We start from the raw sequence: 15,451 nt of genomic DNA on the forward strand, positions 1-15,451 counted from the left end.
ATGGCATTGGTAGAAGTTCAAGTCCCGGACATCGGGGATTTCGATGAAGTGACGGTCATTGAGTTGATGGTCAAAGTGGGCGACACGGTGAAAGCCGAGCAATCGCTGATCACGGTGGAGTCTGACAAAGCCTCGATGGAAATCCCTTCGAGCACGGCGGGCGTGGTCAAGGAAATGCGCGTGGCGCTGGGTGACAAGGTCAAACAAGGCTCGGTCGTGTTGGTGGTGGAAGCTGCTGGTGAGTCTGCTGCACCGGCTGCTGCACCTGTCGCCGCAGCAGCCCCTGCGCCTGTGGCTGCACCTGCGGCTGCCTTAGCGCCTGCTGCATCAGGCCCTGTGCAAGTGCATGTGCCTGACATTGGTGATTTCAAAGACGTGGCCGTCATCGAAGTCATGGTCAAGCCCGGCGACAACATCAAGGTCGAGCAATCGCTCATCACCGTCGAGTCCGACAAGGCTTCGATGGAAATCCCGTCCTCACACGCGGGCGTGCTCAAAGAGCTCAAAGTCAAAGTGGGCGACACGGTCAACATCGGTGACCTGCTGGCCATTTTGGAAGGCACCGTGGCGGCTGCCGCGCCTGTGGCGGCGGCTGCTGCTGCCCCAGCAGCTTCTGCGGCTGTGGTCTCGGCACCCGCTGCAGCGCCCATCCCAGTGGCTGCAGCTGTGGCTGCAGTGGCAGCGCCTGCCCACGCCCCCGGTGGCAACACGCTGGGTTTGCCCCACGCGTCGCCCTCGGTGCGCAAGTTCGCCCGCGAGCTGGGTGTGCCGCTCGCAGAAGTCAAAGGCTCTGGCCTCAAAGGCCGAATCACCGAGGCCGACGTGCAAGCCTTCACCCAAGCCGTCATGTCGGGTGCTGCACAAACCAAGGCGCAAGCGGCCAAAGCCCCTGCAGCTTCGGGCGGTGACGGCGCAGCTTTGGGCCTGATCCCCTGGCCCAAGGTGGACTTTGCCAAGTTCGGCCCGATTGAGCGCAAGGAGATGGGCCGCATCAAGAAGATCAGCGGTGCCAACTTGCTCCGCAACGCCATCATGATCCCGGCCGTCACCAACCACGACGATGCCGACATCACCGACCTTGAAGCCTTCCGCGTCTCCACCAACCTAGAGAACGAAAAGTCGGCGAAATCTGGAATTAACGCAAGCGTTAAGGTCACCATGCTGGCGTTCTTGATCAAGGCTTGCGTGGCCGCGCTCAAGAAATACCCCGAGTTCAACAGTTCGTTAGATGGTGATGCCATCGTCTACAAAAACTACTGGCACATCGGCTTTGCCGCTGACACGCCCAATGGTTTGATGGTCCCAGTCATCCGCGATTGCGACAAAAAAGGCGTGCTGCAGATCAGCCAGGAAATGGGCGAGCTGGCCAAGAAGGCGCGAGAAGGCAAACTCAGCCCGGCAGAAATGTCCGGCGCAACCTTCACCATCTCCAGCCTTGGCGGCATTGGTGGCAAGTACTTCACACCCATCATCAACGCGCCCGAAGTGGCCATTTTGGGTGTCTGCAAGAGCACCATGGAACCCGTGTGGGACGGCAAGCAGTTTGTGCCCCGCCTGATGCTGCCCCTGTCTTTGACATGGGACCACCGCGTCATCGACGGCGCCGCAGCGGCACGCTTCAACGCGTTCCTGGGTCAAATCCTCAGCGACTTCCGTCGCGTGTTGCTCTAAGGACTTGTTATGGCACTGATAGATATTCAAGTTCCCGACATTGGCGACTTCGACGAAGTCACCGTGATCGAGTTGATGGTCAAGGTGGGCGACACCGTCAAATCTGACCAAAGTTTGATCACCGTGGAGAGCGACAAGGCCTCCATGGAAATTCCTTGTAGCCACGGTGGTGTGGTCAAGGAACTCAAGGTCAAGCTCGGCGACAAGGTCAAACAAGGCTCGGTGGTGTTGGTGCTGGAAGGCGAGGGCGCTGCGTCGGCCCCGGCTGCCGCTGCTGCACCAGCTGCTGCATCTTCAGCGGCTCCAGCTGCAGCAACACCCGCTGCAGCTGCGCCTGTTACATCAGCCCCTGCACCCACCGCCTCATCCTTTGGCGGCTCGGCCGACATTGAGTGCGACGTGCTCGTGTTGGGCGGTGGCCCCGGCGGTTACTCGGCTGCCTTTCGCGCCGCTGACCTCGGCTTGAACGTCGTCATCGTCGAGCGCTACGCCACCTTGGGCGGCGTGTGTTTGAACGTGGGTTGCATTCCATCCAAAGCTTTGCTGCACGTCGCAGCGGTGATGGACGAAGTCAGCCACATGGCCGATCTGGGCGTGGACTTTGGCAAGCCGGTGGTCAACATCGACAAGCTGCGCGGCCACAAAGAAAAAGTCATCGGTAAACTCACCGGCGGTTTGGCTGCCATGGCCAAAATGCGCAAGGTCACGACCTTGCGCGGCTTGGGCCAATTCGTGGGCGCCAACCACCTCGAGGTGTCCGAGACCACTGGCACCGCGCAAGAACAAAACGGCAGCAAAAAAGTGATCGCCTTCAAGAAGGCCATCATCGCTGCAGGTTCACAAGCCGTGCGTTTGCCTTTTATGCCCAACGACCCTCGGGTTGTGGACAGCACCGGCGCTTTGGAACTCCAGAGTGTTCCTAAGCGCATGCTGATTTTGGGCGGCGGCATCATCGGCCTAGAGATGGGCACGGTGTACAGCACGCTGGGCGCACGCCTGGACGTGGTGGAAATGATGGACGGCCTCATGCAAGGCGCTGACCGCGACCTGGTCAAAGTCTGGCAAAAGATGAACGCCAAGCGCTTTGACTTGCAGCTGCTCAAGACCAAGACCGTGTCCGCACGCGCCTTGCCCGAAGGCATTGAAGTCACGTTCGAGAGCGCCGAACCCGGCGAGAACGGAAGCAACGCAAGCGTTGCGGCCCCCGCGCCACAGGTGTACGACCTCGTGTTGCAAGCCGTGGGCCGCACGCCCAATGGCAAAAAACTCGCTGCTGAAAAAGCTGGTGTCGCTGTCACCGACCGCGGTTTCATCAACGTCGACATTCAAATGCGCACCAACGTGCCGCACATCTTTGCCATTGGCGACATCGTGGGCCAGCCCATGTTGGCGCACAAGGCGGTGCACGAAGCACACGTGGCGGCCGAAGTGATTGCGGGCGAACTGCAAGGCAACAAAGAACTCGCTGCCGCTGCGTTCAACGCCCGCGTCATCCCCAGCGTGGCCTACACCGACCCCGAAGTGGCCTGGGTGGGCTTGACCGAAGACCAAGCCAAAGCGCAAGGCATCAAGGTGAAAAAGGGCTTGTTCCCTTGGTCGGCTTCGGGCCGCGCCATTGCCAACGGCCGCGACGAAGGCGTGACCAAACTGCTGTTTGACGATTCGCCCGAGGTGCATGCGAATGGGGGCCACGGCAAGATCTTGGGCGGCGGCATGGTGGGCACGCATGCGGGCGACATGATTGGCGAGATCGCTTTGGCGATTGAGATGGGCGCAGACGCTGTAGACATCGGCAAAACCATCCACCCACACCCCACGCTGGGCGAAAGCATCGGCATGGCGGCGGAAGTGGCGCACGGTAGCTGCACCGACTTGCCGCCTGGCAAGAAGTAAACGCACTGAGTCGATAGCCACACAAAAGCAAAAGCCCGAACCGGCAACGGTTCGGGCTTTTTAGCGGGTGGCGCATACTTGGCTTTGACTTTCACTGTGTCGTGGTGACCCGTGTTCGTTTGGTCTCGCGCTTGAGTCTAATTTCGACCGTTCTGCCCACTGCGCTGGCTGCTTTGACCAGGGTGTCGAGCTGAATGGACAGGTTGCTCGGGTCCAGCACGCGGTCCAATTGGGAGCGGCTGGTGGACATGCGTTGTGCCATATTCACTTTGCTGAGCTTGCCGCTTTGCATGGCGTCGTTCAGTTGCTCGGCCAGTGCGCGTTTGAGCGCACGGGCCTGCACTTCTTCATAAATGCCGTCCTCTTTGAGGAAGTCATCAAAACTGCTGCCCGTGTGGGGATTGACTTTAGTTGCTTTGGCCATTGAGCCACTCCTTCAAGCGTTTGGTCGCCAGTTCAATATCGGCGGGGTTGGTTTGCTGGGTCTTCTTGACAAAGGCATGCAGCAAAATCATTTCGGACTCCTCCACCGCAAAAAGCACGCGTGCGATGCGGTTGCCGATCTTGCTGCGCACTTCCCAGATCGGCCCTCGCAAGTGATCGACTCGTGGTTTGCCTATGGGCCATTTGTATTGGACATAGGCAATGTCTTCACCGACGGTTTGGCGATCTGCTTTGTCCAAAGTCTTCAGCCATTCGCGAACAGGTTCGCTGCCAGAGGCAGAACGGTAGAAAATTGCAGGGGTTTTTCTGCTCGTCGACATGGTTGTAGTGTACCTTAAAAAGTACTTTTTTGACATTCACGTGAGCGCCAACGCCGTGCGCATCGGCAAAACGATCCACCCACACCCCACGCTGTTTGATCCCATCGGCATGGCGGTAGAAGTGGCGCATGGTAGTTGCACGGACTTGCCGCCTAGCAAGAAGTAACTGACCTCGACGCTGACGCGCTGACCGCACCAAAGCCCCGGACGGGAAACTGTCCGGGGCTTTTCACTGGGCTAGCAATGCCCAACGATGCGGGATAACCCTGCATTCGTTCCTGATATTTCTGTCTTTTCTGAAAATTCAAAAGGCGGGGCTAGAATCGCACCATGGCCATCTCAGATCAAATTCCCCCCCTCAACCGCGAGTTCATCGCGCATTTCGGTGAAATGGGCAGCAAGTGGGGCATCAACCGCACCGTGGGCCAAATTTACGCGCTACTTTATGTCTCGCCGCAGGCCTTGAATGCCGATGAGATTGCCGAAGCGCTGGCGTTCTCGCGCTCCAACGTCAGCATGGGCCTCAAAGAGCTGCAGGCTTGGCGCTTGGTGCGGTTGCGCCACCAAGCGGGCGACCGGCGCGAGTACTTTGAGGCGCCCGCCGACGTGTGGGAAATCTTTCGGGTGCTGGCCGAAGAGCGCCGCCGCCGTGAAATCGAGCCCACGCTGTCCATGCTGAGAACCGCCTTGCTCGAGACGCCCAGCACCGACGCTGAGCGCCATGCCCAGCAGCGCATGCGCGAAATGCACGACCTGATTGACCGCCTCATGACCTGGTTTGATGACGTGCAAAAACTCGCGCCCGAAACCGCCATGCAGCTCATGGGCATGGGCGCCACGGTGACCAAGGTGCTTGAATTCAAAGACCGCTTGACCGGTCGCGGCAACAAAGCACCGGCCATCAGCCAAACACGCGACAGCGCTTGACCCCCAAAGAAAGCCACTATGGACATCGACGCACTCATCCTCTCGCGCATCCAGTTTGCTGCGAACATCAGCTTTCACATCCTGTTCCCCACCATCACCATCGCGCTGTGCTGGTTCTTGTTGTTCTTCCGCTTGCGCTTCGCCCGCACCCGTGATGTGGCCTGGGAAGAGGCTTACTATTTCTGGACCAAGGTGTTCGCGCTGACCTTTGCCCTGGGCGTGGTCTCGGGCATTGTGATGAGCTTCCAGTTCGGCACCAATTGGCCAGGCTTCATGGAGCGCACGGGCAATATTTCTGGGCCGCTGCTCGGTTATGAGGTGCTGACAGCGTTTTTCCTGGAGGCCAGCTTCTTGGGCATCATGCTGTTTGGTCGTGGCAGGGTGAGCGAGCGGGTGCACCTGGTGGCCACTTTTCTGGTGGCGTTTGGCACCACCATGTCGGCCTTTTGGATCCTGAGCTTGAACTCCTGGATGCACACCCCGGCAGGTTTTGAAATCGTCAACGGCCAATTCATCCCCACCGATTGGTTGGCGGTGGTGTTTAACCCCTCGTTCCCTTACCGTTTCGCGCACAAATTGCTCGCCTCGGCGCTGACCGCGTCGTTCTTGATCGCGGGTCTGTGCGCTTGGCAACTGATCAAAGGCAGCGCCACGCGGGGCACCCACAAAGCCATGCGTGCGGCCGTTTTCACTGCTGCTTGCGTGATGCCTCTGCAGTTCCTCGTGGGCGACATGCACGGCCTCAACACACTGGAGCACCAGCCGGCCAAGGTCGCGGCCATGGAAGGCATCTGGGAAACCGAGCGCGGCGCACCGCTGACGCTGTTTGGCATTCCCGACCAAGAAGCACGCACCACCCACTATGCGGTGAAGATCCCCAAAGTGGCCAGCTTGATCCTGACCCACGAGTTGGACGGTGAAGTCAAAGGCATCAATGAATTTGAAGGTGTGCACCCACCCGTGGCACCGGTGTTTTATGCCTTTCGGGTGATGGTGGGTGTGGGTTCGCTGATGCTGTTGGTGGCTGGCTTTACCGCTTGGCGCTTGTGGCTTCAGCGCCGTCAGCCAGAAGTGACACTGCCCAAGCCCTTGTTGTGGGTGCTCTCGGGTATGGCGTTCTCCGGCTGGGTCGCTACGCTGGCGGGCTGGTACGTGACCGAGATCGGTCGCCAGCCCTTCTTGGTGCATGGCTTCATGCGCACCAGCGAAGCCGCCACCACTTTGCCGCCGCCCTACATTGCACTCACCTTAACCGCCTACTTGGTGGTCTACGGCTTGCTGTTGGTGACTTATGTCGGCGTGTTGAAGTACATGGCTGAGAACCCCAAAGAACACAGACTGGAAGCACCCTCGGGTGCCTTGTTGGGCAAAGCCGGGGTGTGATGCACCACTCCCAGCTGATGTGTTTTTGAAAATGAATTTGAAAGGCGACCATGACTTGGGCTGAATTTCTGCCACTGTTTTTCTTGGCCGTGATGGGGCTGTCCCTGCTGGCTTATGTGATTTTGGATGGTTACGACTTGGGCGTTGGCTTGCTGCTCTTGCAAGCGACCGACGCCGAGAAGGACACCATGATCGCCAGCATCGGCCCCTTTTGGGACGCCAACGAGACCTGGCTGGTGTTGGGCGTGGGCGTGTTGTTGGTCGCCTTTCCGATGGCCCATGGTCTGGTGCTGCAAGCGCTGTACCTGCCCGTGGCGGTGATGCTGATCGGGTTGATCCTGCGCGGTGTGGCGTTTGACTTCCGGGTGAAAGCACCGCTGAAGTACAAGTCGTTCTGGAACCGCGCGTTTTTCGCCGGCTCGCTCATGGCCAGTGCATCGCAGGGTTGGATGCTGGGCAGTTACATCACCGGTTTTGCCAATGGGCCGCTGGGCTGGGCGTTTAGCCTGGGCATCGCCATCACTTTGCCCGCCGCTTATGTGCTGCTGGGTTCGGGCTGGTTGATCATGAAAACCGAAGGCGATCTGCAGCAAAAAGCCGTGCGCTGGGCCAAGCGCGTGCTGTGGCCCATGGCGGCTGCCTTGCTGGCCATATCGGCGGCCACGCCGCTGGTGAAAGAGGGCGTTCTGGAGAAATGGTTTGGGGTGCCGCAGGTGTTTGCCCTGCTGCCGGTCCCCCTCATGTGCGCCCTGGCGTTCTTTGCCATGCGCTGGGTGCTCACGCGTGCGAACTTGGTGAGCGCGGGGTATGGCTGGTTGGTGTTTGCCAATACCGTGTTGATTTTTGTCCTGGCCTTCTTCGGCTTGGCCTACAGCATCTTCCCGGACATCGTGATCGGCCGCATGACGGTGTGGGAAGCCGCCATCAGCACCGCGTCGCTGAATGTGATTTTTGTCGGTGTGGCGATCACGCTGCCGGTGATCATCGCTTACACGGTGTTCATGTACCGCGTGTTTTGGGGCAAGGCGACTGCGCTCAAGTACGGCTGAAAATGCTGGGCGAAAGCATCGGCATGGCGGTAAAAGTGGCGCATGGTAGTTGCACGGACTTGCCGCCTGGCAAGAAGTAAACGCTTCGCGCTGCAAATAAAGAAGCCGCCAACCTGAGAGGAGTGGCGGCTTTTTTCTTGGCGATTAGACGCTAGCCTAAGTCTTGTGATGCACCAAATCCTGTGCTTCACCCGAATTCATTCAATTAGATTTACTATTCGGAAGTTCTCATATTTTTTGACTCGCATGAAACTCTTCCCCAAACTCACCCCGGTCAGTGCAGCGTTGCTGGTCATTTTGTGTATCTTGGTCATTTGGGGCGCCACATATCCGCTTGCCTTGTCCTTGCCGGAGAACACGTTTAAGGAACCGCTCAACTCCAGCTACAACGTTCTCAATGTGTTGTTTACGGCGCTCGCGTTCGGCGGTGTGATCATTACCTTGATTTTCCAGGCGCAGCAAGCTTCTCAGGCCCGACTTGAGGCTGTTGAGCGATCAATCTTGGAAATGTTCCAAATATTGACCAGTGCAGAGTTCCAAGCCACTAAAAATGCCGCTTACAGAGTTTTGATTGCCGCAATCAGAAACAGAGACTATGGCGAATATGTTGCAAGTAAGCTTTTTGCAGTTGAGCAGCTGCCTTATCCCAGCACTGACGCCGTACGTCAAACCCTCTGCGAGCTTGACCCTGAAAAGCAAGCGGCCGTCGATGAACAAGCATTTGAGTACCTGGAGAGGCATGATCGCTTGAAACTAGATGACATGATGAACTTCTTTTCAATGCTTGCGCAGCGGCAGTCTTCAAAATCGATAGTCAGCCATGTAGATTTTGCGTATGACTGGTGGCGTCCGGCATTGTGACCTTGCCCCCGAAAAACGTACTGCTTAGCGGATGGTTAAAAATCAGTTCAAGGAGAACGAAATGAGTGAAACGAGAAAACGGGCCAAGTACACGCTGGAATTCAAGATGGAGGCGGTCAGGCTGGTCAAAGGCGGACAGGCGGTATCGGTCACAGCCAAAGTGTTGGGCATCCCCAAAGCAAGCTTGGACAACTGGGTCAAGCTCAGTGCCAAGGGCCAACTTAAAGGCGCGGGGGATAAGCCTGTCAGTGCGGAGCAAATGGAGCTGGCCCGCCTTAGAGCGCAATTGGCCCGCGTGACCATGGAGCGCGACATCCTAAAAAAAGCCACGGCGTACTTCGCTCGGGAATCACTGTGAAGTACGCCTGGATAGCCAGCAACAAAGCCCATTGGCCCATCTCCTTGGCCTGCGAAGTGCTTGGCGTGAGCACCAGCGGCTACTTTGAACATGGCCGACGCAAGAAGTTCCCCAAACCCAGTAAGCCCGGTGCTCACAAACGCATGAGCGACGAAGCACTATTGGCGCACATGCGCGCCATCCATGCAGAAGTCAAAGGGGAATACGGCTGGCCCAAGATGTGGAAGGAATTGGTGGCGCGTGGGCATCGGGTCGGCAAAGAGCGGGTACGCCGCTTGATGCAGTTGCACGGCATCCGTGCCAGGTGCAAACGCAAGTTTGTCGTTACCACGGATAGCAAACACCATCTGCCCATTGCGCCTGACCTGGTCAAACGCAACTTCACCCCGACAGCGCCCAACCAGGTCTGGACGGGCGACATCACCTACATCGCCACGGACGAGGGTTGGTTGTACCTGGCAGCTATCATTGACCTGTTCAGCCGCCAGGTGGTGGGATGGAGCATGCAGCCGCACATGCAAAGCAGCCTGGTGACAGACGCGTTAAAGATGGCATGGTTCCGGCGTCAGCCAGCGCCAGGCCTGATCTTCCATTCGGACCGAGGCAGCCAATACTGCGGGCATGAGTTCCAGGGCACGCTGGCGGGTTACAAGATGAGAAGCTCCATGAGTCGCAAGGGAAACTGCTGGGACAACGCACCCACGGAGAGTCTGTGGGGCCGACTCAAAGTGGGCAGGCTATACGGGCAGAGGTTTGCAACCCGCAGACAGGCGATGGATGAGGTGATTGACTGGCTGACGTTCTACAACCACCGGCGGTTGCACTCCACGTTGGGCTACGTCAGTCCGATGCAGTTTGAGAAACGCTGGGACGCGGCACAGCGATTGAAGGCCGCATAATAAAGCGGCTAAGAGGTACGTCAAACAGGGGCAGGTTCATTGCTTCTCATTGCACAGCTGCAAAAAGAACGCAAGGATGCAAATAAACACATCCAAGCGCTATGCAAAAACCGGTTGGTGATCGATATCATCGCCGCTTTGGATTCAGTCTACGGTCACGAGTCCATCCAAGAAGATCAAGCAGTTTGGGCCTATATTGGAAATCACCCTTTGCTGAAGGACCGTTTTATGCTCGATGCTCGCTACCAACATTGATCCATTGTGCGGTTTTATCGCCGCAAACTACCCTACAGCCAACTTTTCCCGAAGATGCAAGATTAGCGCAGTTGGAGCAATCAATTCACCCATAAACAACGCAGGACGATAGCATCGGCATGGCGGCTTTTTTCTATGCAGGCCAGCGCATGGCTTGGCCAATTCACCCTCAACCCCGTGTAATACTTGTGGACTATCAGGTTGAAACTCCAACCCCTCATTCGTAAAAAATGACCCAAGAAACCAACAACCTCGCCGCCGATCTGTGGGCGCTGGCCGACCTGCTGCGCGGTGACTTCAAACAGAGCCAATACGGCCGCGTCATCCTACCTTTTGCCCTGCTGCGCCGTCTGGAATGTGTGTTGGAAAGCAGCAAGTCTGCTGTGCTGGCCGAAGCCGCCAAGGTGGAGAAGATGGCCATTGCCGAAGAGGCCAAGGAAAAGCTGCTGCTGCGTACAACCGGGGGCTTAAGCTTTTTCAACACCTCGCCCATGGACCTGAGCACCTTGGGCGAGTCGGGCATCAAGGCCAATCTGGAACGCTACATTCAGTGCTTTTCCAAAGACGCCCGCGAGATTTTTGACCACTTCAAGTTCACCGAATTCATTGGCCTGCTGAACGACGCCAACCTGCTCTACAAGATGGTGCAAAAAGTCCGCACCATGGACCTGCACCCCAAAGCCGTATCCAACTACGAAATGGGCCTGGTGTTTGAAGAGCTGATCCGCAAGTTTGCCGAAAGCTCGAACGAAACGGCTGGCGAACACTTCACCCCGCGCGACATCGTGCGCCTCACCACCTCGCTGGTGTTCATGGAAGATGACGAAGCCCTCACCAAGCCCGGCATCATCCGCACCATTTACGACCCGACAGCGGGCACCGGCGGCTTTCTGTCGGCGGGCATGGAATATGTGCACGAGCTGAACCCCCAAGCCGCCATGCGTGCCTTTGGTCAGGAGCTGAACCCTGAGAGCTACGCCATCTGCAAGGCCGACATGCTCATCAAGGGGCAGGGAGTCAGCAACATCAAGCTCGGCAACACGCTCTCCAACGACCACCTTTACGCCAGCAAGTTCGACTACATGCTCTCCAATCCGCCCTTTGGTGTGGACTGGAAAAAGATCGAAGGCGACATTGCCGACGAACACACCCTCAAAGGCTTTGATGGCCGCTTTGGCCCTGGCCTGCCGCGTGTGTCTGACGGCTCGCTGCTGTTTTTGCTCCACCTCATCAGCAAGCTGCGTGATGTGAAGGAAGGTGGCTCTCGCATCGGCATCATCCTCAATGGCTCGCCGCTGTTCACCGGCGGCGCAGCTTCGGGCGAATCCGAAATTCGCCGCCATATTCTGGAGAGCGATCTGTTAGAGGCCATCGTCGCACTGCCCACCGACATGTTCTACAACACCGGCATTGCCACTTATGTGTGGGTGCTGTCGAACAAAAAGCCTGCCGAGCGCAAGGGCCGGGTGCAGCTCATCAACGGCGTCAACCTCTGCGGCAAGATGCGCAAATCGCTGGGCAGCAAGCGCCATGTCATGGACGAGGGTGACATCGCCACCATCACCCGCTGCTTTGGCAAGTTTGAGGTGGTCCAAGCGCAGGCACTCGACAAACCGGCCGAAGTCAAAAGCAACCGTGGCCGCCAAGCCACCAACTCCAAGCTCACCCCCAAGCCCGAAGCCGTCAAAACCTTCGCCAGCAAAATTTTTGCCACGCATGAGTTTGGCTACCGCCGCATCACCATCGAACGGCCACTGCGTTTGTCGTGGCAGTTCAGCGATGAACGCATCGCCAACCTGCGCTTTGAGTCCGGCACCCTGAATGCGGCCATGCAGTGGATCTACACCGAGTATGGTCAGGACCACTGGCAAGATGCGGCAGATTGCGAGCTCTACGGCCAGCTTGACGACTACGCCGTCGAAATCCGCGCCTACCTCAAAAGCCACTTTGCCGACCTCAAAGAAAAGCAGATCAAAGACCTGCTTGATGCCAGCACCTGGCTGGCACAAAAGGCCGTGCTGCTCAAAGCCCGCGTCTTGCAGGGCGCTATAGGCTCAGTGCAGTGCGACGACTTCAATGGCTATGACGAAGCCATCAAAGCCGCCAGCAAGCGGGCAGGCCATGGTGACAAATTCGTGCTGGACGCCAAAGAGAAAAAGCAGATCGCCGATGCCGTGAGCTGGAAGAACACCGCCGCCGCAAAGGTGATCAAGAAGGTTCACAAAGGCAAAGCCAAGCCACTGTATGGCCTGTTCGACGTGAACAAAGAAATCATCGAATACCAAGCCGATGGCGAGCTGCGCGACTTTGAAAACGTGGCGCTAGACCCCAGCCGCACCGTGAGCGCCAGCGTGGAGGCCTACTTCATCGCCGAAGTGCAGCCGCATGTTGCGGACGCGTGGATAGACGCCAGCAAGCGAGACGCCAAAGATGGCGAGATCGGCATCGTCGGCTACGAGATTCCGTTTAACCGCCACTTCTACCAATACCAGCCGCCACGGCCATTGGCAGAAATTGACTCCGATCTGGATGCCGTGAGCGCCGAGATCATGGCGCTGCTGCGCGAGGTGCATTCATGAGCTGCCTGGCTTATCCCTCCCCGCAATTGGTGTCACCACCGGTGACACCATTTCGAAAACTCTCAACACTGTCGAGAGAATTGCCAAAAGTCTCGCCACTGGTGCGACCAACTCACCCCGATGCAGTAAGAGTCAGCTGCCAAACCCAGTTGCCCGAAAAGAAGCTGCTGCAGGCCAAACTGCATGAGTTCTATTTGGCGAACGAGGGTAAGGGGGATGCGGAATGAGTCGGTATAAGGCTTATCCAGAGTACGAAAACTCAAGAGTCGAATGGGCAGATAGAACACCCAAGCACTGGGATGCTGTACATCTTCGTTGGATCGCAAAACTATATGCTGGAGGAACGCCATCTAAGGCCATCGAAGAGTATTGGGAAAATGGTTCAGTGCCTTGGATTAATTCTGGCGAAGTAAATCAAGGTTTGATTTCGGAAGTATCAACCTACATTACAGAAGCAGCTTACAAGAACAGCAGCGCGAAATGGATTCCTAAAAACGCACTAGTGATGGCACTTGCTGGGCAAGGCAAAACCAAGGGGATGATTGCACAGCTTGCAATAGATGCGACGTGCAATCAGTCTATGGGTGCCATCGTTCCTCATGACTTACAGAGTTCACGTTATTTATTCTGGTGGTTGTACTCAAACTACCAGAACATCAGAAACATGGCCGGAGGTGACCTTCGAGATGGCCTAAATTTAGAGTTGTTGGGTGATATCGGTTGTCCGATTCCAAATAAAGAAGAACAGAAGTCCATTGCCGATTTCCTCGACCACGAAACGGCGAAGATTGATGCATTGATCGAGAAGCAGCAGCGGCTGATTGAGTTGCTCAAAGAAAAGCGCCAAGCCGTCATCAGCCACGCCGTCACCAAAGGCCTCAACCCCAACGCCCCGATGAAAGACTCCGGCGTGGAGTGGCTGGGTGAAGTCCCTGCACATTGGGATGTGCATGCAATCAAGCACATTGTTTCAACACCGATAACCGACGGTCCACACGAAACGCCCGAGTTCTTTGATACCGGTATCCCCTTTGTGTCCGCAGAAGCTGTTTCGTCCGGTCGAATTGATTTCGAAAAAATTCGCGCGCACATTTCTGATGCAGACAATCAACGTTATTCGAAGAAGTATTCACCAAAAAAATTCGACATTTATATGGTCAAGTCAGGTGCGACAACAGGTGTGACAGCTATTGTCGAAACTGATGATGTCTTCAATATTTGGTCACCACTCGCTGCCATTAGATGCAATGAGTTGAGCTATCCGTATTTTGTTTTGAACTTTATGCGTTCAAGAAACTTTGCGGATGCAGTCGCAATCAGCTGGAGCTTCGGAACACAGCAGAACATTGGAATGAAGGTTATCGAGAACCTCTCAATAACCAGGCCTCCGCTATCAGAAGCAATCGAAATCGCCCAATCTTTGCAAGAAAAAAGCGCTAAGTTCGACAAAATCATTCTCCAAGCTCAGGGACAAATAGAGCTCATGCAAGAACGCCGCACCGCCCTGATCTCCGCCGCCGTCACCGGCAAGATCGACGTACGCGATTGGCAACCCGCCGCCGCCCAAGAGGAGGTCAGCGTCGAATGTTGAGCCAACTTATCCAAACTTATGCCGAAAATCATAAGTTATACTTTTCTCCATAAGTTGCCATAAGTCGGAGTCCAAGATGAGTGCGATCAAGCCTTTTACGTTCCACCGTCCAAGTCTGGCGGACAGTTATTGCGAAAGCCTTGGGGGTCACGGCTTGGCGGACAGCCGCTCCGGCTTGTTCCTGGCAGCGCCAAGACGCACGGGGAAAAGCACTTTCTTGCGTGAAGACATGCTGCCCGCCATGCAAAAGCGTGGCTGGACCACGATCTATGTGGACCTTTGGGCAGACAAATCCAAAGACCCGGCCTTACTCATTACCAGCGCCGTGAAAGCGAAAATCAGCACTTTTGCGGGCGTCATCGCCAAGATGGCCAAGGCGAGCGGGCTGGAAAAAGTGAATGTGTTCGGTGCCCTGAGCCTCAACCTCGATTCGCTAGAACTGCCAACGGGACTGACGCTGGCGGATGCGCTGGAGGCATTGGTTGAAGCCGGGAAGGCACCCGTCGCCATCGTCATTGACGAAGCACAGCATGCGCTCTCAACCCAGGCCGGGGTGGATGCCATGTTTGCGCTCAAGGCGGCACGCGATCACTTGAACCAAGGCAGTGGGCAGCAAGGCCTGTTTATTGTTTTAACGGGTTCTAACCGCGACAAATTGGCCCACCTGGTGCTGAAACGCACCCAGCCTTTTTTTGGCTCCCAAGTGACGCGTTTCCCCTTGCTGACCAAGGACTTCACCGACGCTTATACGGACTTTGTGAACCCCTTGCTGGCGGATGACAACCAATTTACCTACGAGGAGGTTTTTGAAGCCTTCAAGCTGGTGGGGCACCGTCCTGAGATGCTGCGCAGTATCGTCGGTGACATTGCCCTGGATGCGGGCGCACAGCATCTTGGCGAGGCGCTGAAGAATGGTGCTGAAGAAATCAAGGAAAGAATGTGGGGCGCGATGGAAAGCGAGTTCGCGGGGTTGCCAGACATTCAGCGGGCGGTGCTGGAGACCATCATCGCGCAGGGCAAAAATTACGTTCCTTTCTCCGAGGCCTCGATGCGCGCTTATGCCAACTTGGTGCAGCAAGAAAAAGTATCGGTTCCATCGGTTCAGGCTGCGCTGGACACATTGCGTGAAAAGGGGTTGGTCTGGCGGGCGGCCTATGGGGACTATGCACTTGAGGACGAAAGCATGGCCGGTTGGTACAAAACCAAAATGCAAGGATAAGC

General features: G+C 56.7%; 15 protein-coding genes. 13 read left to right on the forward strand and 2 right to left on the reverse strand.

What is annotated here, in order from left to right; all coding sequences use genetic code 11:
* Both aceF and lpdA read left to right on the forward strand, forming a co-directional pair.
* Positions 1-1,671 carry a dihydrolipoyllysine-residue acetyltransferase gene (gene aceF, locus HEQ17_RS05350; protein ID WP_296291784.1) on the forward strand — a complete coding sequence of 557 codons (1,671 nt, stop codon included), beginning with the start codon at positions 1-3 and terminating at the stop codon, positions 1,669-1,671.
* Positions 1,672-1,680: 9 nt separating this feature from the next.
* The gene (gene lpdA / locus HEQ17_RS05355; RefSeq protein WP_296291785.1) at positions 1,681-3,564 is read left to right on the forward strand and encodes a dihydrolipoyl dehydrogenase; all 1,884 of its coding nucleotides are present in this window, start codon (positions 1,681-1,683) and stop codon (positions 3,562-3,564) included.
* A 91-nt stretch (positions 3,565-3,655) separates the two neighbouring features.
* Here lpdA and HEQ17_RS05360 read toward each other — a convergent pair whose 3' ends face one another.
* A complete protein-coding gene (locus HEQ17_RS05360) occupies positions 3,656-3,988 on the reverse strand; it encodes an XRE family transcriptional regulator (protein ID WP_296291786.1) in 333 nt (110 codons plus the stop codon).
* Positions 3,972-4,328, reverse strand: coding sequence for a type II toxin-antitoxin system RelE/ParE family toxin (locus HEQ17_RS05365; RefSeq protein WP_296291787.1), 357 nt, complete (start codon positions 4,326-4,328; stop codon positions 3,972-3,974). The genes HEQ17_RS05360 and HEQ17_RS05365 overlap by 17 nt, the downstream gene beginning before the upstream one ends.
* Between HEQ17_RS05365 and HEQ17_RS05370 the strand changes: the two genes are divergently transcribed.
* The 11 genes from HEQ17_RS05370 to HEQ17_RS05420 all read left to right on the forward strand — a co-directional run bounded on the left by HEQ17_RS05370 (position 4,327) and on the right by HEQ17_RS05420 (position 15,449).
* Positions 4,327-4,494: a hypothetical protein gene (locus tag HEQ17_RS05370; RefSeq protein ID WP_296291788.1), complete on the forward strand. Its 168-nt coding sequence runs from the start codon at positions 4,327-4,329 to the stop codon at positions 4,492-4,494. The genes HEQ17_RS05365 and HEQ17_RS05370 overlap by 2 nt on opposite strands.
* Before the next feature lie 164 nt (positions 4,495-4,658).
* Complete coding sequence (locus tag HEQ17_RS05375) at positions 4,659-5,255, forward strand: GbsR/MarR family transcriptional regulator (RefSeq protein WP_296291789.1); 597 nt, start codon at positions 4,659-4,661, stop codon at positions 5,253-5,255.
* A gap of 24 nt (positions 5,256-5,279) precedes the next feature.
* On the forward strand, positions 5,280-6,638 hold the full coding sequence (locus HEQ17_RS05380) for a cytochrome ubiquinol oxidase subunit I (protein ID WP_296293680.1): 1,359 nt from the start codon (positions 5,280-5,282) through the stop codon (positions 6,636-6,638).
* A gap of 50 nt (positions 6,639-6,688) precedes the next feature.
* Positions 6,689-7,687 carry a cytochrome d ubiquinol oxidase subunit II gene (locus HEQ17_RS05385; RefSeq protein WP_296291790.1) on the forward strand — a complete coding sequence of 333 codons (999 nt, stop codon included), beginning with the start codon at positions 6,689-6,691 and terminating at the stop codon, positions 7,685-7,687.
* A gap of 246 nt (positions 7,688-7,933) precedes the next feature.
* Positions 7,934-8,548 (forward strand): hypothetical protein, encoded by a 615-nt coding sequence (locus HEQ17_RS05390; RefSeq protein ID WP_296291791.1) that lies wholly within the window; start codon positions 7,934-7,936, stop codon positions 8,546-8,548.
* A 61-nt stretch (positions 8,549-8,609) separates the two neighbouring features.
* A protein-coding gene (locus tag HEQ17_RS05395) for an IS3 family transposase (RefSeq protein WP_296290864.1) occupies positions 8,610-9,805 on the forward strand; the annotation gives its coding sequence in 2 pieces (ribosomal slippage) (positions 8,610-8,865 and positions 8,865-9,805; 1,197 coding nt in all).
* 39 nt (positions 9,806-9,844) lie between these two features.
* The gene (locus HEQ17_RS05400; RefSeq protein ID WP_296291792.1) at positions 9,845-10,060 is read left to right on the forward strand and encodes a hypothetical protein; all 216 of its coding nucleotides are present in this window, start codon (positions 9,845-9,847) and stop codon (positions 10,058-10,060) included.
* Positions 10,061-10,290: 230 nt separating this feature from the next.
* Positions 10,291-12,639: a class I SAM-dependent DNA methyltransferase gene (locus HEQ17_RS05405; RefSeq protein ID WP_296291793.1), complete on the forward strand. Its 2,349-nt coding sequence runs from the start codon at positions 10,291-10,293 to the stop codon at positions 12,637-12,639.
* On the forward strand, positions 12,636-12,866 hold the full coding sequence (locus HEQ17_RS05410) for a hypothetical protein (protein ID WP_296291794.1): 231 nt from the start codon (positions 12,636-12,638) through the stop codon (positions 12,864-12,866). The genes HEQ17_RS05405 and HEQ17_RS05410 overlap by 4 nt, the downstream gene beginning before the upstream one ends.
* On the forward strand, positions 12,863-14,230 hold the full coding sequence (locus HEQ17_RS05415) for a restriction endonuclease subunit S (protein WP_296291795.1): 1,368 nt from the start codon (positions 12,863-12,865) through the stop codon (positions 14,228-14,230). The genes HEQ17_RS05410 and HEQ17_RS05415 overlap by 4 nt, the downstream gene beginning before the upstream one ends.
* Before the next feature lie 76 nt (positions 14,231-14,306).
* Entirely contained in the window at positions 14,307-15,449 is a 1,143-nt protein-coding gene (locus HEQ17_RS05420; RefSeq protein ID WP_296291796.1) for an AAA family ATPase, read from the forward strand.
* Positions 15,450-15,451 lie beyond the last annotated feature (2 nt).

This window comes from Limnohabitans sp., from assembly GCF_023910625.1.
Classification (GTDB): domain Bacteria; phylum Pseudomonadota; class Gammaproteobacteria; order Burkholderiales; family Burkholderiaceae_C; genus Limnohabitans_A.